General features: G+C 70.2%; 17 protein-coding genes. 7 read left to right on the top strand and 10 right to left on the bottom strand.

Translation table 11 applies throughout. The annotated features are described in order from the left end of the window. Positions 1-10: 10 nt before the first annotated feature. From C0J29_RS03735 to C0J29_RS03720, 4 genes are read right to left on the bottom strand one after another with little or no spacing between them, the layout of a single operon-like run. Complete coding sequence (locus C0J29_RS03735) at positions 11-2,410, bottom strand: aerobic carbon-monoxide dehydrogenase large subunit (protein ID WP_120791563.1); 2,400 nt, start codon at positions 2,408-2,410, stop codon at positions 11-13. Beyond that, positions 2,407-2,889: a (2Fe-2S)-binding protein gene (locus C0J29_RS03730; protein ID WP_065044029.1), complete on the bottom strand. Its 483-nt coding sequence runs from the start codon at positions 2,887-2,889 to the stop codon at positions 2,407-2,409. The genes C0J29_RS03735 and C0J29_RS03730 overlap by 4 nt, the downstream gene beginning before the upstream one ends. Before the next feature lie 2 nt (positions 2,890-2,891). Next, on the bottom strand, positions 2,892-3,782 hold the full coding sequence (locus C0J29_RS03725) for an FAD binding domain-containing protein (RefSeq protein ID WP_120791562.1): 891 nt from the start codon (positions 3,780-3,782) through the stop codon (positions 2,892-2,894). A gap of 31 nt (positions 3,783-3,813) precedes the next feature. Then, a complete protein-coding gene (locus tag C0J29_RS03720) occupies positions 3,814-4,980 on the bottom strand; it encodes an XdhC family protein (RefSeq protein ID WP_170314541.1) in 1,167 nt (388 codons plus the stop codon). A gap of 23 nt (positions 4,981-5,003) precedes the next feature. On the opposite strand from C0J29_RS03720, the gene C0J29_RS03715 reads away from it, so the two are divergent. Together C0J29_RS03715 and C0J29_RS03710 are read left to right on the top strand one after the other, a co-directional pair. Further along, complete coding sequence (locus C0J29_RS03715; protein WP_120791561.1) at positions 5,004-5,963, top strand: LysR family transcriptional regulator; 960 nt, start codon at positions 5,004-5,006, stop codon at positions 5,961-5,963. A 17-nt stretch (positions 5,964-5,980) separates the two neighbouring features. Next, on the top strand, positions 5,981-6,196 hold the full coding sequence (locus C0J29_RS03710) for a dodecin family protein (protein ID WP_065044033.1): 216 nt from the start codon (positions 5,981-5,983) through the stop codon (positions 6,194-6,196). 11 nt (positions 6,197-6,207) lie between these two features. Here the strand turns inward: C0J29_RS03710 and C0J29_RS03705 are convergent, their stop codons facing one another. The 5 genes from C0J29_RS03705 to ttfA are packed head-to-tail and all read right to left on the bottom strand — an operon-like array spanning position 6,208 to position 9,953. Further along, positions 6,208-6,858 (bottom strand): TrmH family RNA methyltransferase, encoded by a 651-nt coding sequence (locus C0J29_RS03705; protein ID WP_371872354.1) that lies wholly within the window; start codon positions 6,856-6,858, stop codon positions 6,208-6,210. After that, positions 6,855-7,757, bottom strand: a complete 903-nt coding sequence (locus tag C0J29_RS03700) for a hypothetical protein (protein ID WP_174814815.1) — start codon at positions 7,755-7,757, stop codon at positions 6,855-6,857. Before C0J29_RS03700 ends, C0J29_RS03705 begins: the two co-directional genes overlap by 4 nt. A gap of 5 nt (positions 7,758-7,762) precedes the next feature. Next, on the bottom strand, positions 7,763-8,290 hold the full coding sequence (gene pyrE / locus C0J29_RS03695) for an orotate phosphoribosyltransferase (protein ID WP_120794532.1): 528 nt from the start codon (positions 8,288-8,290) through the stop codon (positions 7,763-7,765). A gap of 19 nt (positions 8,291-8,309) precedes the next feature. Continuing rightward, on the bottom strand, positions 8,310-9,083 hold the full coding sequence (locus C0J29_RS03690; protein WP_120791560.1) for an SDR family NAD(P)-dependent oxidoreductase: 774 nt from the start codon (positions 9,081-9,083) through the stop codon (positions 8,310-8,312). 6 nt (positions 9,084-9,089) lie between these two features. Next, the gene (gene ttfA, locus C0J29_RS03685) at positions 9,090-9,953 is read right to left on the bottom strand and encodes a trehalose monomycolate transport factor TtfA (RefSeq protein WP_065164934.1); all 864 of its coding nucleotides are present in this window, start codon (positions 9,951-9,953) and stop codon (positions 9,090-9,092) included. A gap of 146 nt (positions 9,954-10,099) precedes the next feature. Between ttfA and C0J29_RS03680 the strand changes: the two genes are divergently transcribed. Next, a complete protein-coding gene (locus tag C0J29_RS03680) occupies positions 10,100-10,537 on the top strand; it encodes a DsrE family protein (protein WP_197748183.1) in 438 nt (145 codons plus the stop codon). Then, positions 10,534-11,364: an enoyl-CoA hydratase/isomerase family protein gene (locus C0J29_RS03675; protein ID WP_277950707.1), complete on the top strand. Its 831-nt coding sequence runs from the start codon at positions 10,534-10,536 to the stop codon at positions 11,362-11,364. The genes C0J29_RS03680 and C0J29_RS03675 overlap by 4 nt, the downstream gene beginning before the upstream one ends. 7 nt (positions 11,365-11,371) lie before the next feature. Here C0J29_RS03675 and clpB read toward each other — a convergent pair whose 3' ends face one another. Beyond that, positions 11,372-13,918, bottom strand: coding sequence for an ATP-dependent chaperone ClpB (gene clpB, locus C0J29_RS03670; RefSeq protein ID WP_065044040.1), 2,547 nt, complete (start codon positions 13,916-13,918; stop codon positions 11,372-11,374). Between the two features lie 276 nt (positions 13,919-14,194). On the opposite strand from clpB, the gene C0J29_RS34325 reads away from it, so the two are divergent. From C0J29_RS34325 to C0J29_RS03655, 3 genes are all read left to right on the top strand, one after another. Further along, positions 14,195-19,183 carry a PE family protein gene (locus C0J29_RS34325; protein WP_120791558.1) on the top strand — a complete coding sequence of 1,663 codons (4,989 nt, stop codon included), beginning with the start codon at positions 14,195-14,197 and terminating at the stop codon, positions 19,181-19,183. A gap of 71 nt (positions 19,184-19,254) precedes the next feature. Beyond that, positions 19,255-20,415 (top strand): FAD-binding oxidoreductase, encoded by a 1,161-nt coding sequence (locus C0J29_RS03660; protein ID WP_065044042.1) that lies wholly within the window; start codon positions 19,255-19,257, stop codon positions 20,413-20,415. A 17-nt stretch (positions 20,416-20,432) separates the two neighbouring features. Further along, positions 20,433-21,323 (top strand): aldose 1-epimerase, encoded by an 891-nt coding sequence (locus tag C0J29_RS03655; protein WP_120791557.1) that lies wholly within the window; start codon positions 20,433-20,435, stop codon positions 21,321-21,323. Positions 21,324-21,344: the final 21 nt, after the last annotated feature.

Below are 21,344 nucleotides of genomic sequence, written 5' to 3'. Positions count from 1 at the left end.
ATGGCGCCGCTCAGATTGGGGGCCTGGCCCGACCCTGCATGGCCTCCCACACCCGCGACGGCGTCAGCGGCATATCGGCATGGCGAACCCCGTACGGAGCCAACGCATCCACCACCGCGTTGACGACCGCCGGCGGCGAGCCCACGGTCGCCGATTCACCGATGCCCTTGGCACCGATCGGGTGGTGCGGCGACGGGGTCACCGTGAAGCCCGTCTCCAGGTGCGGCACCTCCTGCGCGGTGGGGATCAGGTAGTCCATCAACGAACCGCCCAGGCAGTTGCCGTCCTCGTCGAACGCGATCATCTCCATCAGCGCCATCCCGATGCCGTCCACGATGCCGCCGTGCACCTGCCCCTCGATGATCATCGGGTTGATGCGGGTGCCGCAATCGTCGACGGCCAGGAAGCGCCGCACCTTCACCACCGCGGTGCCCGGATCCACGTCCACCACACAGAAATACGCGCCGTAGGGATACGTCAGGTTCGACGGGTTGTAGCAGATCTGCGCGTCCAGACCGCCCTCGAGGCCCTCGGGCAGATCACCGGCGCCGTGCGCGCGCATCGCGATGTCCTGGATGGTCACCGCCGCGGCCGGATCACCCTTGACGTGGAATGTGCCCTTCTCCCATTCCAGGTCGGCCACCGACACTTCCAGCATGCCGGAGGCGATGATTTTCGCCTTGTCCCGCACCTTGCGCGCCACCAGGGCCGCCGCCGCACCCGACACGGGCGTGGACCGGCTGCCGTAGGTGCCCAACCCGAACGGCGTCTGATCGGTGTCGCCGTGCACCACGTCGATGTCCTCGGGCGGGATGCCCAACTCCTCGGCCACGATCTGGGCGAACGTCGTCTCGTGCCCCTGGCCCTGGGTCTGCACCGAAAGGCGCACCACCGCTTTGCCCGTCGGGTGCACCCGCAACTCACACCCGTCGGCCATGCCCAGACCGAGGATGTCCATGTCCTTGCGCGGCCCGGCCCCTACCGCCTCGGTGAAGAAGGACATGCCGATGCCCATCAACTCGCCGCGCTGCCGCTTCTCGGCCTGCTCCGCTCGGAGCGCGTCGTAGCCGATCATGTCCATGGCCTTGCGCATGGTGGTCTCGTAGTCACCGGAGTCGTAGACCCAGCCGGTCTTACTGGTGTACGGGAACTGGTTCGGCCGCAGGAGGTTTCGCAGGCGCAGCTGCGCGGGATCCATCTTCAGGTCGAAGGCCAGGCAATCCACCAGTCGCTCCACCAGATACACCGCCTCGGTGATGCGGAACGAACAGGCGTAGGCCACTCCGCCGGGCGCCTTGTTGGTGTACACAGCGGTCATGTGGCAGTAGGCGGCTTCGAGGTCGTAGCTGCCGGTGAAGACGCCGAAGAAGCCGGCCGGATATTTGACCGGCGCCGCCGTGCCGTTGAACGCGCCGTGATCGGCCAGCACATTGGTGCGGATGGCCAGGATCTTGCCGTCGTTGGTGGCCGCGATCTCGCCGACCATGATGTAGTCGCGCGCGAACCCGGTCGAGGTCAGGTTCTCGCTACGGTCCTCCATCCACTTCACCGGCTTGCCCAGCACCAGCGAGGCGACGATCGCGCACACATACCCCGGGTAGATCGGCACCTTGTTGCCGAACCCACCACCGATGTCGGGTGAGATCACCTGGATCTTGTGTTCGGGCAGACCCGCCACCAACGCATACAGCGTGCGGTGCGCATGCGGCGCCTGGCTGGTGGTCCACAGCGTCAGCTTCCCGGTCACCGGATCCAGATCCGCTACGGCGCCACAGGTTTCCATCGGCGCCGGGTGCACCCGCGGGTAGACGATCTCCTGTTTGACCACCACGTCGGCCTTGGCGAACGCGGCTTCGGTGGCGGCAGCATCACCGGTCTCCCAGTCGAAGCAGTGGTTGTCGGTCTTGACCTCGAGGTCGGTGCGGATCACCGGAGCCGACGGATCGAGCGCCTTTCGGACGTCGACGACGGGGTCCACGGGGTCGTACTCGACGTCGATCAGTTCCAGCGCATCGCGCGCCGAATACCGGTCCTCGGCGACGACGAACGCCACCTCCTGGCCCTGGAAGCGCACCCGGTCGGTGGCCAGCACCGCCTGCACGTCGTTGGACAGTGTCGGCATCCAGGCCAGGCCCTTGGCCGCCAGGTCGGCGCCGGTGATCACCGCCTTGACCTTCGGATGCGCCTGCGCCGCAGTCACATCGACACTGACAATGTTCGCGTGCGCAAACGGCGACCGCAGGATCGCCAGGTGCAGCATGCCGGGCAGCGCGATGTCGTCCACATAGCGGCCCCGGCCCCGGATGAACCGAGGGTCTTCCTTGCGCAGCATCCGGCCGTAGCCGCAGGGCTTCTGGTCGTTGTCGGCGGTGTCTTCGGGCGAGGGTGGCCGTGACTCGAGAGTGGTCATGATGTCGTCGCCTCAGTCGTGGAGTTCTGTGCGGCCCATTGAATGGACCGCACGATCGTGGTGTAACCGGTACAGCGGCAGATCTGCCCGGAGATGGCTTCCCGAATGGTCTCCTCGTCGGGATCGGGGTTGCGGTCCAGCAGGGCGCGCGCGGTGATCATCATGCCCGGTGTGCAGAAACCACATTGGAGTCCGTGACAACGCATGAACCCTTCCTGCACCGGGTCCAGAGCGCCGTCCGGTCCTGCCAGCCCCTCCACGGTGCGCACGCTGTGGCCGGAGGCCATGACAGCCAGCATGGTGCACGACTTGACCGGCACGCCGTCGACGTCGACCACGCAGGTTCCGCAGTTGCTGGTGTCGCATCCCCAGTGGGTTCCGGTCAGGCGCAACTGATCCCGCAGGAAATGCACCAGCAGCATCCGGGGTTCCACGTCGGCGCTGACCGGTTCGCCATTGACGGTCATGTTCACCTGCATCGTCAGTTCCCCTCTGGTTCGGGCTGATTGCGCACCCGCTGCACCGCGCTGCGCAGGGTCCGGATGGTCAATTCGCCGGCGAGATGCCGTTTGTAGTCGGCGGTACCGCGGACATCGGTTACCGGTTCGCAGGCCTGCCCGGCCAGCCGGCCGGCCTCGGCGAACGTCTCTTCGGTGGCCGGCCGGCCCACCAGCGCCGCCGACAGTTCCGCGAGCGCGTCCCGGTCCGGGTTCACCGCGGTCAGCCCGACCCGGACGGCGGCGATGGTGCCTCCGTCCAAGGTGACGGCCGACCCGGCAGCGGTGACGGCCCAGTCCCCGACCCGCCGCTCCACCTTGGCATATGCGCTGGAGGTATTGTGCCGCAACGGGATACGCGTCTCGATCAGGATCTCGTTGGGGGCCACCGCGGTCTCGTAGGGCCCGAGCAGGAAATCGTCGATCGCGATCTGACGTTCCCCCGAGGGGCCACGGACCAGGCACACCGCGTCCAGCACTTCGCAGACGGTGGACAGATCTTCGGCCGGGTCCGCCTGGCACAGCGAGCCACCGAGAGTGCCGCGGTTGCGTACCACCGGGTCGGCGATCACGCGTTCGGCGTCGCGGAAGATTGGGCACACCGCGGCCAGGGTGTCGGATTCCAGGATCTCCCGGTGGCGGGTCATCGCGCCGATCCGGACCAGCGTCGGGTCGGTGATCACATAGCCCAACTCGGGCGCCAGGTCGTTGATGTCGATGAGGTATTCGGGGTTGGCGATCCGCAGTTTCATCATCGGCAGCAGGCTGTGTCCGCCGGCCACCACGCGCGCCTCCTCCCCCAACCGGTCCAATAGTCCGATGGCGTGATCGACGCTCGTCGCACGCTCGTATTCGAAGGGCCCTGGTACTTGCATGCCGAAAGTGTCTGCCCGCTGCCCAGGGGCGTCAATGTCGAGTTAAGTGATCCGTTAACTCGCCCTCGACCTGCGGGTCCGCGGTGTCGTGATGAATTCGGCCGGCGACCTCGGCCAGCGGCCGCCCACCCCCGCCCCACCGGCGCGCGATGATGTCGGCGGCGATCGAGACCGCGGTCTCCTCCGGGGTGCGGGCGCCCAGGTCAAGCCCGATCGGACTGGACAACCGTGCGAGTTCGGCGTCGGTCAGCCCCACCGCCCGCAAGCGTTCCATCCGGTCGTCGTGTGTCCGGCGCGACCCCATCGCCCCCACGTACCCGACGTCCAGGCGAAGCGCGATCTCGAGGACCGGCACGTCGAACTTCGGATCGTGGGTCAGGACGCAGATCACCGTGCGCCGGTCCAGCGCACCGGCCTGCGCCTGCGCGGCCAGGTATCGGTGCGGCCAGTCGACGACGACCTCGTCGGCGGTCGGAAAGCGGGCCGGGGTGGCGAAGACCCGGCGCGCATCGCACACGGTGACGCGGTAGCCGAGGAACGTGCCCTGCCGGGCCACGGCCGCGGCGAAGTCGATTGCGCCGAAGACCAGCATCCGCGGGCGCGGCGCGAAGCAGGAGACGAAGACCTGCATGCCCTCGCCGCGGCGCTGGCCGTCCGGGCCGTACTCCAGGATCCCGGTGCGGCCCAGCGCGAGCAGGCCGCGGGCGTCGTCGGTGACGGCGGCGTCGGCACGCGCCGAGCCCAGCGAGCCCGCGGTGCCGTCGGGTGCGATCACGATTCGTCGGCCCACCCATCGTGCGTCGGCATGGGCAATGACCGTCGCGACGGCCACCGAGCGGTGCGCGTCGATGTCGTGGGCCACCGCGCCGAGTTCGGGAAACGTTGACTGCGACACGGCCTCGACGAAGATGTCGATGATGCCACCGCAGGTGAGGCCGACCGCGAACGCGTCGTCGTCGCTGATCCCGTAGCGCTCCAGCCGCGGTGCTCCGGTGGCGGCGACCTCGCCGGCCAGTTCATATACCGCCCCCTCGACACACCCTCCCGACACCGATCCGCTGACCGACCCGTCCGGTGCCACCACCATCGCGGCACCCGGCTGTCTCGGGGCCGAACGCATGGTGCGCACCACGGTCGCCAAGCCGGCCGTTTCTCCCGCGCGCCAGATCGACATCAGATCGGCAAGCACGTCACGCATGCTCTCAACGTAGGCTCATCGGCATGACCCCGGCTCAACTTCGGGCCTTTTCGGCGGTGGTCCGGCTGGGCTCGGTGCGCGCCGCGGCCGCCGAACTCGGCATGTCCGACGCCGGAATCTCGATGCATGTCACTGCGTTGCGCAGGGAGCTGGACGACCCGTTGTTCACCCGCACCGGGGCCGGGCTGGCGTTCACCCCGGGCGGATTGCGGCTGGCGAGCCGGGCGGTGGAAATCCTGGGGCTGCAACAACAAACGGCCATCGAGGTCACCGAGGCCGCCCACGGCCGCCGCCTGCTGCGCATCGCCGCGTCCAGCACCTTCGCCGAGCACGCCGCGCCCGGACTGATCGAGCTGTTCTCGTCCCGGGCCGACGACCTCTCGGTGGAATTGAGCGTGCATCCGACGAGTCAGTTCCGCGATCTGATCCGGTCGCGGGCGGTGGACATCGCGATCGGACCGGCCAGCGAGAGTTCGGCCGGTGCCGATCTGTTCGTGCGACCGTTTCTCAAGTATCAGATAATCACCGTAGTCGGGCCGAAAAGCCCTCTGGCCGCTGGTAATCCGACACCTGCGCTGCTGCGCCAGCAGCAGTGGATGCTCGGCCCGTCGGCGGGCAGCGTGGACGGCGAGATAGCAAACATGTTGGGCAGCTTGGCAATTCCCGAGTCCCAGCAACGAATATTCCAGAGCGACGCCGCCGCGCTGGAAGAGGTGCTGCGGGTCGGGGGTGCGACGCTCACCGTCGGGTTCGCGGTGGCCAAAGACCTTGCCGCCGGACGGTTGACGCACGTGACCGGGCCGGGGCTGGACCGGGCCGGCGAGTGGAGCGCGATGACGCTGGCGCCGTCGGCGCGGCAGCCCGCGGTCTCCGAGCTGGTCCGTTTCATCACCACGCCGCGTTGCATCCAGGCGATGATCCGCGGCAGCGGGGTCGGCGTGACGCGGTTCCGGCCGAAGGTACATGTCACGCTGTGGAGTTAGCTATACGCTTTACCCCCATGAGCGTGTACAAGGTGATCGACATCATCGGGACCAGCCCCACGTCATGGGAGCAGGCGGCAACCGAGGCGGTGGAGCGGGCGCGGGAGAGCGTAGATGACATCCGGGTGGCCCGGGTCATCGAGCAGGACCTGTCCGTGGATGCCACTGGCAAGATCACCTACCGCATCAAGCTCGAGGTCTCGTTCAAGATGAGACCGGCCAGGCCGCAGTAGAACAATCTGCCTTACCAGGCGCGGGTCAGGTCGCCGTGCTGCCTGATCCAGGCGTGCATCGCGATGCCCGCTGCCACACCGGCATTGATGCTGCGCGTCGAGCCGAATTGGGCGATCGACACGGTGATGACCGCGCCCGCACGGGTGTCGTCGGTGATGCCGGGACCTTCCTGGCCGAACACCAGCAGGCAGTCCCGGGGCAGCGAGGTCTCCTCCAGCCGCGCCGCTCCGGGGACGTTGTCGACGGCGACCACCGCCAGACCGGCGCCGGCCGCGAACTCCATCAACTCGGCGGTGCTGTCGTGGTGGCACAACCGCTGATAGCGGTCGGTCACCATGGCGCCGCGGCGGTTCCAGCGGCGGCGGCCGACGATGTGCACGGTGTCCACGGCGAAGGCGTTCGCGGTACGCACCACCGAACCGATGTTGGCGTCGTGCCCGAAGTTCTCGATCGCAATGTGCAGCGGGTGCCGCCGGCGGTCGATGTCGGCGATGATCGCGTCCCTGGTCCAGTACCGGTAGGCATCGACGACATTGCGAGTATCGCCGTCGCGCAACAGATCTGGGTCGTAACGCGGGTCGTCGGGCAACTCACCGGGCCAGGGCCCCACGCCGGTGGCCGGGACAGCCCACTCGGTAGGCCCCGGTTCGGGCTCGCTCACTTGGCCGTCCACACCGCGGCGTGGGTGCCTTCGATGGACACCGTCGCGAACAACAGCGCCTGGCTGATCTCGCCCTGCGTACACAGCGATGCGTTGACCTGTACCGAGTCACGCGACGCGTCCGGCAGGATCAGCACCGACGAGCCATAGGCCGCGCAGGCCGGGCTCAGCCCACGGCCCGGCAAGCTCGGGGCGGCGACCAGCATCAAAGGCCCACCGCGGCGGGCGGATTCGTCACGGTACTGCGCCCCGATGGCGCCGGCCTCCAGATTCAGCAGCATGTAGCCGTTGCCGGTGAACGCCGTCGGGTCGCTCAACTGCGCCTTGCTGATCGGCAGGCCGTCGGCCCGCCAACCGGAGGCGTTGGTGGACTTGACCACCAGTCCGGTGTCGTTGACGTTGGTGGGCGGCAGGCCCACCGGGAATGCCGCGGCGTACGCGGCCGAGGTACCGGCGATCCGTTCGTGCGGCGAGTAGGCGTAGACGCCGCGCACCGCGCTGCGTTCCTTCAGCGGGCCCAGGCAGACCGTGCCGGTCAACCGGTCCGGGGGCGCCTTCAAGGGCGAACTGATGTCGGGCACCTTGGTCACCGCGTCGTCGCAGCTACCCAGCGCGTTGGCTTCCATCGGATGCGACAGCGCGCCGTAGAGGCCGAAACGAACGTCTTCTGCCTTGGCGTGCGGCGCTTTCGGATCGGCAGGAGACGCATCGACGTCGACCAGCACATAGTCCTGCGCCCACCGCAGATTCGACACCGACATGTTCCAGCCCAGCACGGCCAGCGATTCGCCGACCCGGGCATTCGGGGCCCCGAAGATCCGGCCGGACTCATTCGAACCCGAGCAACCCGCCAGGGCGCACACGGCCAGCGCGAAGACCAGGCCAACCCGAACGCGCACGCGGCCTAGCCCAGCCCCAGATCGGCGAGGCCCAACACGCTGCGATACGGCACGCCCTCGGCTTCGATCGCCTCGGCGGCGCCGGTGGCGCGGTCCACCACCGTCGCCACACCGATCACCTCTCCGCCGGCGTCACGGACGGCACGCACCGCCGTCAGCGCGGACCCGCCGGTAGTGCTGGTGTCCTCGACCACCAGCACGCGCTGGCCGGACACCTCGGATCCTTCGATAAGTCGTTGCATCCCATGGGTTTTCACTGACTTGCGGACTACGAACGCATCGATCGGGCGACCTGGCGCGTGCATGATGGCGGTTGCCACCGGGTCGGCGCCCAACGTCAGGCCACCGACGAGCGCGTAATCCCAGTCCTGCGTGAGCTCTCGCATCAACCGGCCGATCAGCGCGGAGGCCCGGTGGTGCAGGGTGGCCCGGCGCAGATCGACGTAGTAGTCGGCCTCCTTGCCCGAGGACAGGGTGACCCGCCCGTGCACCACCGACAATCGGCGCACGAGCTCGGCAAGTTCGGCCTTGATGCCGACGCCTGCCTGCGGATCAGGTCCGGCCACGACCACCGCCGAACCGTTTGGTGAACAGCATCGCGAGCCTGCGCGGCATGGCCCGGCCGGTGCTGACCAGGAATTTGTACTGCGCGCCCGGGACGATGACGACCTTGCCGCACGCGACGTCGGCCAGGCTTTCGCGGACGACGTCGTCGACCTCCAGCCACATGAACGACGGGACCTGCGCCATGTCCAAACCGGCGCGACTGTGGAATTCGGTGTGCACGTAGCCCGGGCACACCGCGTGCACGCCAACTCCGGTGCCCTGCAAGCTGTTTGCGAGTCCTTCGCTGAAGGAGATCACCCACGCCTTGGACGCCGAGTAGGTCGATCCGCGGCCGGGCAGCAGGCCGGCGACGCTGGCGATGTTGATGACGGTGCCGGTTCCCGCTTCCATCATGGCCGGCAGGGCGGCGCGGGTCAGCTGCATCACCGCGGCGACGTTGACGTCGAGTTGCCGCTGCAGGTCCGCGGGATCGGTGGCCCAGAACTCGCCGGACATGCCGAAGCCTGCGTTGTTGACGAGCACCCGCACCCCGGCGGCCAGCCGGTCGGCCACTTTGTCGCGGTCGGCGGCGTCCGCCAGGTCCGCGGGAAGAATCTCAATGCTGCCGGCCTCGGATTTCAGCTCGCCGGCCAATTGTTCGAGGCGCTGCGCATCGCGGGCGACCAGGACCAGGTCATAGCCGTCGCGGGCGTAGCGGCGCGCGTATCCGGCACCGATGCCGGACGTGGGCCCAGTGATCAGCGCAACAGGTCGAGGCATGTGCTCTCAGTGCTGGTAGTTGCTGGCCTGTTGGCCATTGCGTCCCGTGCGCGGCTGACGCCGGCCGCCTTCGGGACGGCTCTCCTCGCGGGCGACGGGCTCGGCGGCACGGCGGGCAGGATCGGGGATGACCCCGGCGGCCGGGTCCACCTGCGCACGACGTTGCGGCAACTCCGCCCGGGCTGCCGGGGCCAACGGGCGTCCCGGCGCGGCGTTGCGGCGCCCTTCGGAGGACTCGCCTTCCTCCTGCGGCGTCTCGGCAGGCAACGGCGGCAACACCCGAAGCAGGTCGTTGAACTGGCGCACGGTACGCAGACCTTCGTCCCACTGCGCGCGGGTACTGGCGATCGGCATGGCGACCAGCGTCCAGTTCTGCTCGTTCCACATGATCTCGGCGCAGTCGGGTGCGGTGTGCGCGAACGTGACCATGCGCCGGTCGCATGCCCGGCGGGCGGCATCGAGGTTGGTGGAGTACACCATGCGCGGGCCGATGGCGCCGAGCAGCCAGATATCGCTCTCGCGCGGCTCCTTCAGCCCCTTGAGCCGCAGGTCCACGACGACGTTCGTGCCCACCTTGCGGTGCAGCGCGATCACCGTGGCGACCTCTTCGAGGTCGAAGATGTAGACGGCCTCACCGCGGATCTGGCCCAGCACCACGTTGTGGGCCGGGACATCGCCGACCGTCGACATCACACCGCGCTTCCAGCGGTGCAAAATGTCGGTCGATTCGCGTTCGTAGTCGAAGCCGTGCGAGCGCGCCCACGACCTGCGGCGTCGGCTGCGTCCGCGCCGCCGATCGATATCGACGTACAACAACACCGCCGCACCGACGAAGCACAGTGCGGAGAGCGTGAACCAGAGCGGGACCATCCCCAACAGAGTATCTGCTCTGTCAGCCGAACAGAGAATCCGACCAGGTCACAACCGAATCACAGGACGCTACACATTTGCCGGTAGAGGCCTATCCTCACTTCGCGTGATTAGAGGCGGGAAAGGGACGGGAAAGGGAGTATTGCGTGTCCGGTCCGAGTGAACTGCGTATCGACGTCCCGGTCGAACTCAGCGAAGTCAAGGTCGTGTTCAGCGTGGCGTCACTGACGTTCGAGGGTGACATGCCGGCCGTGCTGTTCCACGCCGGCATCGTCGGCACCGATGCCGCGGCCTGGAAGGTGCAGCCGGACGTGGTGGTGGTGTTCCACACCAACGCCGGCCACGTCACCCTGGACGACCAGACCTACAACACGAATCGGCATGTCGCCACGGGAAATCCGTACAAGGCGGTGATCGAGGGACTGATCGCCAGGGGCGCGCAGATCGAACTGTGTGGTGCAACGGCCCGCGCCATGGGCTGGGGCAACGCCGATCTGATTCCCGGCATCAAGGTCAACCGCAATGCGATGGCGCGGCTCACCCAGCTGGTGCAACAGGGGTTTGTGAAGATCTCGGAAGCATGATGTATCAGGGTTACCGGCTGATCCGGGTCGCGAGCGCGGACGGAATCTGCCGGGCCACCATCGACAACCCGCCGATCAACCTGCTCGACGTCGAGTTGATGCACGAGATCATCCGGCTCACCCGGGAGGTGGCGGCCGACGACGAGGTGCGGGTGCTGGTGGTCGATTCGGCCGATCCGGAGTTCTTCATCGCCCACGCGGATGTCGGCATGATCCTCGACCTACCGGTCGACGACACCGGGCTGCACGACGAGCTCAGCCCGTTCCACGCGGCGATGGAGGGCTTCCGGACCGTGCCGAAAGCCACCATCGCCGTCATCGAAGGCATCTGCCGCGGCGGCGGCAGCGAGTGGGCTGCCGCGTTCGACATGCGCTACGCCGCCCTCGGCAGAGCGGTGTTCGGCCAGCCGGAAGTCGCACTCGGGATCATCCCCGGCGGCGGCGGCACCCAGCGCCTGCCCCGGCTGATCGGCCGCGGCCGGGCCCTTGAAGTGATTCTCGGCGGCATGGACGTCGACGCGGCGACCGCCGAAGCCTGGGGTTACGTCGACCGGGCGCTGCCCCCCGATCAGCTGCGGCGGTTCGTCGACAAGCTGGCCCGGCGCATCGCGTCGGCTCCGGTGACGGCCATCGCCGCGGCCAAGCGCGCCGTTGATGCTGCGGGTGCCGCAGGCGGCGATTTCGCTACCGGCCTGCGGGTCGAGGACCAGCTGTTCCGCCAAACCCTGGCTGAGCCGGCGGCGCGCAAACTGCTGCAGACAGTCATCGAGGCCGGCGCCCAGACCCGAGAATTCGAGCTGGGCAACCGGCCCCGAAAGACTGATTAGCCCTCAATCAGCCCAAGATCAGCGAGTCGCCGTCCGGGCTGACGTTGACGGGCACCACGTCGCCGTCGTGCACCTCGCCGGCCAGCAGCAGCTTGGCCAGCTGGTCGCCGATCGCCTGCTGCACCAACCGGCGCAACGGCCGGGCGCCGTACACCGGGTCGAAGCCCCGCTGCGCCAGCCACTGCTTGGCCGGCAGCGACACCTCGAGCTGCAGTCGCCGCTGCGCCAACCGCTTGTCCAGCTGAGCCAGCTGGATGTCCACGATCTGCACCAGTTCACCGGGCTCGAGACCGTGGAAGATGATCACGTCGTCGAGCCGGTTGATGAACTCCGGCTTGAACGCCGACCGCACGGCGGCCAGCACCTGCTCCTCGGTGCCACCCGATCCCAGGTTGGAGGTCAGGATCAGGATGGTGTTGCGGAAGTCCACCGTGCGGCCTTGACCGTCGGTGAGCCGGCCCTCGTCGAGGACCTGCAACAGCACGTCGAACACGTCCGGGTGAGCCTTCTCGATCTCGTCGAACAGGATCACCGTGTACGGGCGACGGCGCACCGCCTCGGTCAGCTGACCACCCTGGTCGTAGCCGATGTAGCCGGGAGGCGCACCGACCAGCCGGGCAACCGAGTGCTTCTCGCCGTACTCGCTCATGTCGATCCGGACCATGGCGCGATCGTCGTCGAACAGAAAGTCCGCCAACGCTTTAGCCAGCTCCGTCTTACCCACACCGGTGGGGCCGAGGAACATGAACGAACCGGTGGGCCGGTTCGGGTCGGCGACACCGGCCCGGGAGCGGCGCACGGCGTCCGAGACGGCCTGCACGGCCTTCTTCTGGCCGACGACGCGCTTGCCCAGCTCGTCCTCCATGCGCAGCAGCTTGGCCGTCTCGCCTTCCAGCAACCGGCCGGCGGGAATGCCCGTCCACGCCGACACCACGTCGGCGATGTCGTCGGGGCCGACCTCCTCCTTGAGCATCACGTTCTCGCGGGCTTCGGCCTGCGGAACCGCGGCGTCGAGTTTCTTCTCGACCTCGGGGATGCGGCCGTACCGCAGCTCGGCGGCCTTGGCCAGGTCACCGTCACGCTCGGCGCGCTCGGACTCCCCGCGCAGCACTTCGAGCTGCTCCTTGAGCTCGCGGACGATGTCGATGGCGTTCTTCTCGTTCTGCCATCTCGTCGTCAGCTCGGCCAGCTCTTCCTTCTTGTCGGCCAGCTCGGCACGCAGCTTCTCCAAGCGTTCCTTGGACGCGGCGTCCTCCTCCTTCTCGAGCGCCATCTCCTCGATCTCCAGCCGGCGCACCAGGCGCTCGACCTCGTCGATCTCGACGGGCCGCGAGTCGATCTCCATCCGCAGCCGGCTGGCGGACTCGTCGACCAGGTCGATGGCCTTGTCCGGCAGGAAGCGGGCGGTGATGTAGCGGTCACTCAGCGTGGCAGCGGCCACCAGGGCGGAGTCGGTGATCCGCACACCGTGGTGCACCTCGTAGCGGTCCTTGAGACCGCGCAGGATCCCGACGGTGTCCTCCACCGAGGGCTCGCCGACGAACACCTGCTGGAAGCGCCGCTCCAGTGCGGCGTCCTTCTCGATGTACTTGCGGTACTCGTCGAGAGTGGTCGCGCCCACCAGGCGCAGTTCACCGCGGGCCAGCATCGGCTTGATCATGTTGCCCGCGTCCATCGCCGATTCGCCGGTCGCGCCGGCGCCGACGATGGTGTGCAGCTCGTCAATAAAGGTGATGATCTGCCCGGCCGAGTTCTTGATGTCGTCGAGCACGGCCTTGAGCCGTTCCTCGAACTCACCGCGGTACTTGGCGCCGGCCACCATGGACCCCAGGTCCAGCGAGATGACCGTCTTGTCGCGCAGGCTTTCCGGCACGTCACCGGCAATGATGCGCTGGGCCAGGCCCTCCACGATCGCGGTCTTGCCGACGCCGGGCTCACCGATGAGCACCGGGTTGTTCTTGGTGCGCCGGGACAGCACCTGCACCACCCGGCGGATCTCGTTGTCGCGTCCGATGACCGGGTCGAGCTTGCCTTCCTTGGCCCGCGCGGTCAGGTCCGTGGAGTACTTCTCCAGCGCCTGGTAGGTGGCTTCCGGGTCGGCACTGGTCACCCGAGCGCTGCCGCGCACCTTGACGAACGCCTCCCGCAGCGCCTGCGGCGACGCGCCGTGGCCGGTCAGCACCTTGGCGACCTCGGAGTCGCCAGTGGCCAACCCGACCATCAGGTGCTCGGTGGAAACGAACTCGTCGTCCATCTCGGTGGCCAGTTGCTGAGCTGCGGTGATGGCTGCCAGCGATTCGCGGGACAGCTGCGGCTGGGAACTGGAGCCGCTGATCTGGGGCAGCTTGTCCAGCAGGCGCTGCGCCTCCGTGCGGATGGTGGCGGGGTCGACCCCGACAGCCTCCAGCAGTGGTGCGGCAATCCCGTCGTTCTGCGTCAGCAGCGCCATCAGCAGATGCGCGGGCCTGATTTCGGGGTTGCCGGCCGCCGAAGCCGCCTGCAGTGCCGACGTCAGGGCCGCCTGCGTCTTAGTTGTCGGGTTAAAAGAGTCCACGACCCCTCCGTTCTCGTGCGTAGGTAAAAATCATCTCGCGTACTGCAACGACGTCAAGGTTGAGTCTGTTCCGCTCAACTCTAACTTTTTTCCCGGATCCGCGCGAGACCCGCCCGAAGCGCACGAGGATCGCACTTTAGAACCCCGTTCCAGGGAGCTTTCGCTCCTATATGAATGTTTGCGAAAACTGCACTCACCGGTTCACGACGTAGGTAGCGTGTGCGTCAATTTCGCTCCGTCGTTTGCCGGAGTCCCTGCCGTCGAGGGGTTTTCGTTATGGCGTTGTTGTTTTCAGCGGACAGCCTCGCGGTCGCCGCGTCGGACCTGAGTGGAATCGGAAATTCGCTGCGCACCGCGCACGGATTGGCGGCGCTGCCCACCACGGCGGTGGCAGCGGCTGGTCTCGACGAGGTTTCCGCGGCGATCGCAGCGATGTTCGGGACGTTCGGCAAGGATTACCTGGCACTGAGTGCCCAGGTGGATCTGTTCCACGACCAGTTCGTACGAACCTTGACCGCTGCTGGTGCGGCCTATGGAAGTGCCGAGTCGGCCAACGTCGCGCCGCTGCGAAGCCTTTTGGACGCAGTCAACGGACCCAGCGAGGCCCTGTTCGGTCGTCCCCTGATCGGCAACGGGGCCAACGCGACGACGGCCGGCGCTGACGGCGGGGCCGGCGGAATTCTGCTGGGCAACGGCGGCAACGGTGCACCGGGCGCCGCCGGGCAGGCCGGGGGTGCCGGCGGGTCGGCCGGTCTGTTGGGTAGCGGCGGCCAAGGAGGGGCCGGCGGAATCGGTGCCGCAGGTGGCGGCGGCGGACGCGGCGGGCTGATTTTCGGAAACGGCGGTGCCGGAGGCGCCGGAGGCTTGGGTGCCGTCGGCGGCACCGGCGGAAACGCCGGATTCTTCTACGGCAATGGCGGCCACGGCGGAGCAGGTGGGACGGGTACCCCGGGCACTGTTTTCGGCGGCGCAGGCGGAACCGGCGGCTTTGGCGCACGGCTTTTCGGTGACGGCGGAGCGGGTGGGGCCGGCGGCGCCGGACCCGCGGGCGGGCCGTTCGGCTCGGGCGCCGGGGGTATCGGCGGCACGGGAGGCCACGGCGGGCCCAGCGGACTGCTGGGAGGTAACGGCGGACACGGCGGCGCGGGTGGCGCAGGTGGGGCGGGAGCAGCAGGGGCCAACGGCTCGGCGGCTCAGCAAGGCGACACCGGTTTTGCCGGTGGAACCGGCGGCAGGGGCGGCGAAGGTGGGACCGGCGCCCTGTTCCTGGGCGTCGCGGGCGACGGCGGCGTCGGCGGAGCCGGCGGCGTCGGCGGAACCGGCGGAACGGGCGGCGCCGGCGCAGCGGCCACCGCAACCTCGGCCGCCGGAGCCGGCAGCGCCGGCGGGAACGGAGGACACGGCGGGGCCGCCGGCGCGGGCGGCGCGGCCGGCGGACCGGGCGGGCACGCGGGTGGGAGAGGTGTCGCCGGCGACGGCGGGACCGGCGGTCAGGGAGGTGACGGCGGGGCCGGCCACAATGGTTCGGCGGCAACCAGCGACGGCGGTACGGGCGGCGCGGGAACCGCCGGCGGACAAGGCGGGCAGGGCGGCCAGGGCGGCGCGGCATTCGCGGGCGGAACCAACGGGCGCGGCGGGCAAGGCGGCACCGGCGGCCTCGGCGGTGACGGTGGCAGCGGCGGTGCCAGCACCACCGGTGTCGGGGGCCAAGGCGGTGCGGGCGGGGCCGGTGGCGCCGTCGGCGTCGGCGGCTCGGCAGGCACTGGCGCCGGGGCCGCGGGGTCCGCGGGCGATTCCGGGACCGGTGGCACCGGGGGTCGCGGTGGGGACGGGGGCTCCAGCGCCGCCGGCCCCAACGCCACTTCGGCCGACGGCAGCGACGCAACCGGCTACGCCGGCGGCGCCGGCGGCCAGGGCGGACAAGGCGGCACAGCCGGAGCGGGCGGCGTCAACGGCAAAGGCGGCACCGGGGGCGCCGGCGGCCAAGGCGGTCAGGGCGGCACCGGCGTCACCGGCATCAACAGCAACGGCGGCACCGGCGGGGCAGGAGGCGCCGGCGGCACCGCCGGCGCAGGCGGCGCGGCAGGCACCGGCGCCGGCGCGGCAGGCACCACCGGCGCCGCAGGCACCGGCGGAACCGGAGGACAAGGCGGCCAGGGCGGCACCGGCGCGAACGCCACCCAGGCCACCCTCGCCGACGGCAGCGACGCCACCGGCTACGCCGGCGGCGCCGGCGGCCAGGGCGGACAAGGCGGCACAGCCGGACCCGGTGGCGTCAACGGCACCGGCGGCACCGGCGGCAGCGGCGGCCAAGGCGGTCACGGCGGCACCGGCATCACCGGTGTCAACAGCAACGGCGGCACCGGCGGAGCAGGTGGCGCCGGAGGCACCGCCGGCGCCGGCGGCGCGGCAGGCAACGGCGCCGGCGCGGCAGGCACCACCGGCGCCGCAGGCACCGGCGGAACCGGAGGACAAGGCGGCCAGGGCGGCAGCGGCGCGGCCGGCGACGCTGTCACGCTCGCAGCGACTGGCGGCGCCGGCTACCTCGGCGGTCAAGGAGGTGCCGGCGGCGCCGGCGGCACCTCAGGTACAGGCGGCACCAATGGCGACGGGGGCCAAGGCGGCACCGGTGGCACCGGTGGCCAAGGTGGTACCGGTGGCCTAGGCGTGCAGGGAACCACGCCGTCCGGCGGCGGTGCAAGCGGGCAGGGTGGGCAGGGCGGCCAGGGTGGCCAAGGCGGACAAGGCGGGCAAGGCGGACAGGCCGGAGCCGGCGCGGGCGCAGCAGGCAACACCGGCACCGGCGGCACCGCAGGCACCGGAGGAAAAGGCGGCACCGGAGGGCAGGGGGCGGCCGCCACCAGCACCGACGGACCCGGCACCGGCGGCACGGGAGGCACCGGCGGGGCCGCCGGCACAACGGGCACCGGCGCCACAACAGGAAACGCCGGTACCGGAGGCCAAGGCGGACAGGGCGGCCAAGGCGGTGACGGAGCGGCCGGCACCAAAGCCATCAGCTTCGGAGACACGGGCGGCACCGGTTCCCAGGGCGGCGACGGCGGCATGGGGGGTACGGGTGGCGCCGCCGGTGCCGGCGGCACAAATGGCGACGGCGGACAAGGCGGCCAGGGCGGCACCGGCGGCGGCGGCGGCACCGGCGGCGACGGCCTGCAAAGCGTCACACCCACCGGCGGCACTGCCGGCCAAGGGGGCCAGGGCGGCCAGGGCGGCACCGGTGGTCAGGGCGGACAAGGCGGACAGGCCGGGGCCGGGGCGGGCGCAGGGGGTAACACCGGCACCGGTGGCACGGCCGGTACCGGCGGCACCGGCGGCACCGGCGGTTTGGGAGCAGCCGCCACCAGCACCAAGGGCCCTGGCATTGGCGGCACGGGTGGCACGGGTGGTGCGGCCGGCACGGCCGGAGCGGGTTCCGCCGTCGGCAACGCAGGAACCGGCGGCACGGGAGGTCAGGGCGGCCAAGGCGGCACCGGCGCTACCGGGAGCACCGGCGCTACGTCAGGAGCGACCGGTGGTATCGGCTCAACCGGAGGCTTCGGCGGCACCGGCGGCACCGGCGGCACAGCAGGCGTCGGCGGGACCAACGGGGACGGCGGAGTCGGCGGCCAGGGTGGCCAAGGCGGCCGAGGCGGCACCGGGGGCGCGGGTGCGCAAGGAGTCACACCTGTCACCGGCGGCAGTAGCGGCCAGGGCGGCCAGGGCGGGCTGGGCGGCAGCGGCGGCCAAGGAGGGGTGGGCGGTCAAGCAGGCGGCGGGGCCGGAGCGGCGGGTAAGACCGGCAACGGCGGCACCGCCGGTACTGGCGGCACCGGAGGCTTTGGCGGCCAAGGTGCAGCAGCCACCAGCGCCGACGGACCCGGCACCGGAGGCACCGGCGGCACCGGCGGCCAGGCAGGCACCCCTGGGACAGGCACCAACGCAGGTGGCTTGGGAGCCGCCGGTACCGGAGGGCAGGGCGGCCAGGGCGGCACCGGCCTCACTGGGAGCACCGGCGCCACACCCGGCGCGACAGGCGGAAATGGCTCTGGCGGCGGGATGGGTGGCCAGGGCGGCAGCGGGGGCACTGGCGCCATCAACGGCGACGGCGGGCTGGGTGGCCAGGGCGGCACCGGCGGCACCGGCGGCACCGGCGGTGGCGGCGCGCAGGGAACCACACCCGCCGGTGGCGGTACTAGTGGCCAGGGTGGCCTCGGCGGTGTCGGCGGACAGGGCGGACAGGGGGGACAAGGCGGTGCGGCCGGCGGCGCCGGCGCCAAAGCGGGCGACGGCGGCACTGCAGGCACCGGCGGAACGGGCGGCACCGGTGGAACAGGCGCGGCGGCCACGTCCAGCGCCGGCGCCGGCGCCGGTGGTACCGGCGGAACGGGCGGCGCCGTCGGCACCGCTGGAACCGGCGGCGGCGCCGGACCGGGCACGGCGGCAGGTGACCCGGGAGCTGCCGGAAAGGCCGGGACCGGTGGCACCGGTGGCGCCGGTGGAGCTGGCGCAACCGGAAACTTCAATGTCATCGGCGGCACCGGCGGAGCGGGCGGCGCCGGCGGGAACGCTACCGGTACCGCCACCGGAGGCACCGGAGGCGCCGGAGGCACCGGCGGCAGCGCTGGCAATGCCCTCGCGCTGGACAATTACACCGCGGCGGCCAACGGCGGCAACGGCGGCAACGGCGGCACGGGCGGTACCGGCTACGTCGGCGGCGCCGGCGGCCGAGGCGGTAACGGTGGTTTCGGTAATCAGAGTCACACTTCCGCTAACGGCGGCAACGGCGGCAATGGAGGCGTGGGCGGTACCGGCGCTGTTGCCGGCGGCGCTGGCGGCGCCGGCGGATCTGGCGGCACGGGCGGCGTGGCAGCGATGCCAGCCTCCGGGCAACAAATCCCACTTGCGGCCAACGGCGGCACCGGTGGAATGGGCGGCACCGGCGGTGTGGCCGCAACTGGCCCCGGTGGCGACGGCGGCGGCGGCGGCTCCGGCGGCCAAGGCGGTGCCTCCGGCCTTGGCGGAAACGGCGGGACGGGTGGCGACGGCGGCGACGGCAACGGCTTCGGCGCCGGCGGTGCCGGGGGTCGCGGCGGCAACGGCGGTGACAACGGCCAGGGCAGCTTCCCACAGAACGCCGGCAACGGCGCCGACGGTGGTAAGGGTGGCGACGGCACCGGCGGCCCCGGCACGAGCGGCCAGCCGGGAACCCCCGCTTCCGGCTTCACCCGCGGCACCGGCGGCGTCGGCGGTAAGGGCGGACCCGCATAGGCCCCAGCAGCAACCCTCGTTCAGGCTCAGCCGAGCACACCGGCCGGGACCCCGGCCTAGAATCGGCGTCCGTGGGCCTCGAGGACCGGGATGCGTTGCAGGTGCTGCGGGATGCCTTCAAACCCGATGGCACCGAGCTCGTCCACCGCTTCTACGACCACTGGTTTGCCCTGGACACCTCGGTGCGGGACCTGTTTCCGCCGGAGATGAGCGGCCAGCGCGCGGCTTTCGGTCAGGCCATGCACTGGCTCTACGGCGAATTGGTCGCCCAGCGGGCCGACGAGCCGGTGGCCTTTTTGGCCCAGCTCGGCCGCGATCACCGCAAATACGGAGTACTGCCGGAGCACTATCAGACACTGCGCCGCGCGTTGCACTCCACGCTGCGCAGCCACCTGGGCAGCGCCTGGACCGACGCGGTCCAGGAGGCCGCTGACCAGTCCCTCAACCTGTTCTCCGGGGTAATGAGCGGCGCGGCCGACTCCGACGACGCGCCCGCCTGGGTGGATGGCACGGTCATCGAACACAACCGGGTGTCGCGCGACCTGGCGGTTGTCCGGTTGCACCTGGACCGCCCGCTGGACTACCACCCCGGGCAGTACGTCAACGTGCAGATTCCGCAATGCCCGCGCCGCTGGCGCTATCTGTCCCCCGCCATCCCCGCCGACCCGGGGGGCGGCATCGAGTTCCACGTCCGTGTCGTGCCCGGCGGCCTGGTGAGCAACGCGATCGTCAACGAAACCCGCCCCGGCGACAGGTGGCGGGTGTCCGGCCCGCACGGCGGCCTGCGGGTCGACCGTGACGGCGGGGACGTGCTGATGGTCGCGGGCAGCACCGGACTGGCTCCGCTGCGGACGCTGATCATGGACCTCAGCCGCTTCGGCGTGAACCCGCGGGTGCATCTGTTCTTCGGTGCGCGCTACCGCTGCGAGCTTTACGACCTGCGCACGCTGTGGCAGGTGGCGTCGCACAATCCGTGGCTGTCGGTCTCGCCGGTCTCGGAATACAACAACGATCCGGCCTGGGCCGCCGACTACCCCGACGTTTCGCCGCCGCGCGGGCTGCACGTGCGCCAGACGGGCCGGCTGCCGGACGTGGTCACCAGGTACGGCGCCTGGGGCGACCGCCAGATACTGATCTGCGGCGGCCCCCAGATGGTCCGCGCGACGAAGGCCGCACTGATCGCCAAAGGCGCCCCGCCCGAACACATTCAGCACGACCCGCTATCGCGTTAGTCCCCGAGGAGGATCCGGTGCACGTCGTCACGCTGCGCGACCCGTCGTCATCGGTGGCGGCTCAATTCGTACCCGATGCCGGAATGATCGGCACCTCGCTGACCGACGCGGGCGCGGAGTTGCTCGGCCAGCGAAGGGGCCTCGAGGCGTACCGCGAGAACGGCAAGACGATGGGCATTCCGGTGCTGTATCCGTGGGCAAACCGGTTGAGGGCCAACACATATGAGGCCGAGGGCGTGTCCGTGACGCTGCGGCCCGGCGAGCATGGGGTGCGAGCCGATCCCGCGGGTTTGCCGATCCATGGCGTCCTGGCCGCATATCCAGGCTGGCGAGTGACGTCCGAGTCGGCCGACGAACTCAGCGCCGAGTTGGACTTCGGCGCCGACGAGAGCCTGCTGGCCAGCTTCCCTTACCCGCATCTGCTCGCCATGACGGTGCGCCTGCAAGAGCGGACGTTGACGGTACGCACCACCGTGACGCCGACCGGGGATCGCGACGTGCCGTTGTGCTTCGGATATCACCCGTACCTACAGCTGCCCGATACCGACCGCGCCGACTGGGTGATCGCGACGCCGCCGCTACGCCATCTGGCTCTGGACGAGCGCGGGCTGCCGACCGGCCAGGCGGTCGAGCAGCCGGCGCGATCGCAGCGACTGGGCTCGGACACGTTCGACGACGCCTATGCCGGGGTCCAAGAGGGAGCGGTCTTCGAGGTCAGCGGCGGCGGCCGGCGCATTCGGGTGTGCTTCGAGCGTGGGTATACAGCGGCGCAGATTTTCGCACCCCCTGGCGAGGACGTGATTTGCTTCGAGCCGATGGCCGCTCCGACGGATGCGCTCAGCCGCGGGGGCTATCGATCCGCGGTCCCGGGCGCGCCGGCCACCGCGGTATTTTCCATCGAGGTCTGAGGCGGGCTCTGCTCACCGGCG

The sequence above is a fragment of the Mycobacterium paragordonae genome, assembly GCF_003614435.1.
In the GTDB taxonomy this organism is placed as follows: domain Bacteria; phylum Actinomycetota; class Actinomycetes; order Mycobacteriales; family Mycobacteriaceae; genus Mycobacterium; species Mycobacterium paragordonae.
The sequence above is the reverse complement of the archived record's forward strand: the minus strand, read 5'-3'. Positions and strand labels throughout refer to the sequence as shown.

What these genes read in the sequence shown, in the direction of transcription:
- C0J29_RS03735 (WP_120791563.1), bottom strand. Translation starts at nt 2,410, where the DNA reads ATGACCACTCTCGAGTCACGGCCACCCTCGCCCGAAGACACCGCCGAC.
- C0J29_RS03730 (WP_065044029.1), bottom strand. Translation starts at nt 2,889, where the DNA reads ATGCAGGTGAACATGACCGTCAATGGCGAACCGGTCAGCGCCGACGTG.
- C0J29_RS03725 (WP_120791562.1), bottom strand. Translation starts at nt 3,782, where the DNA reads ATGCAAGTACCAGGGCCCTTCGAATACGAGCGTGCGACGAGCGTCGAT.
- C0J29_RS03720 (WP_170314541.1), bottom strand. Translation starts at nt 4,980, where the DNA reads ATGCGTGACGTGCTTGCCGATCTGATGTCGATCTGGCGCGCGGGAGAA.
- C0J29_RS03715 (WP_120791561.1), top strand. Translation starts at nt 5,004, where the DNA reads ATGACCCCGGCTCAACTTCGGGCCTTTTCGGCGGTGGTCCGGCTGGGC.
- C0J29_RS03710 (WP_065044033.1), top strand. Translation starts at nt 5,981, where the DNA reads ATGAGCGTGTACAAGGTGATCGACATCATCGGGACCAGCCCCACGTCA.
- C0J29_RS03690 (WP_120791560.1), bottom strand. Translation starts at nt 9,083, where the DNA reads ATGCCTCGACCTGTTGCGCTGATCACTGGGCCCACGTCCGGCATCGGT.
- ttfA (WP_065164934.1), bottom strand. Translation starts at nt 9,953, where the DNA reads ATGGTCCCGCTCTGGTTCACGCTCTCCGCACTGTGCTTCGTCGGTGCG.
- C0J29_RS03675 (WP_277950707.1), top strand. Translation starts at nt 10,534, where the DNA reads ATGATGTATCAGGGTTACCGGCTGATCCGGGTCGCGAGCGCGGACGGA.
- C0J29_RS34325 (WP_120791558.1), top strand. Translation starts at nt 14,195, where the DNA reads ATGGCGTTGTTGTTTTCAGCGGACAGCCTCGCGGTCGCCGCGTCGGAC.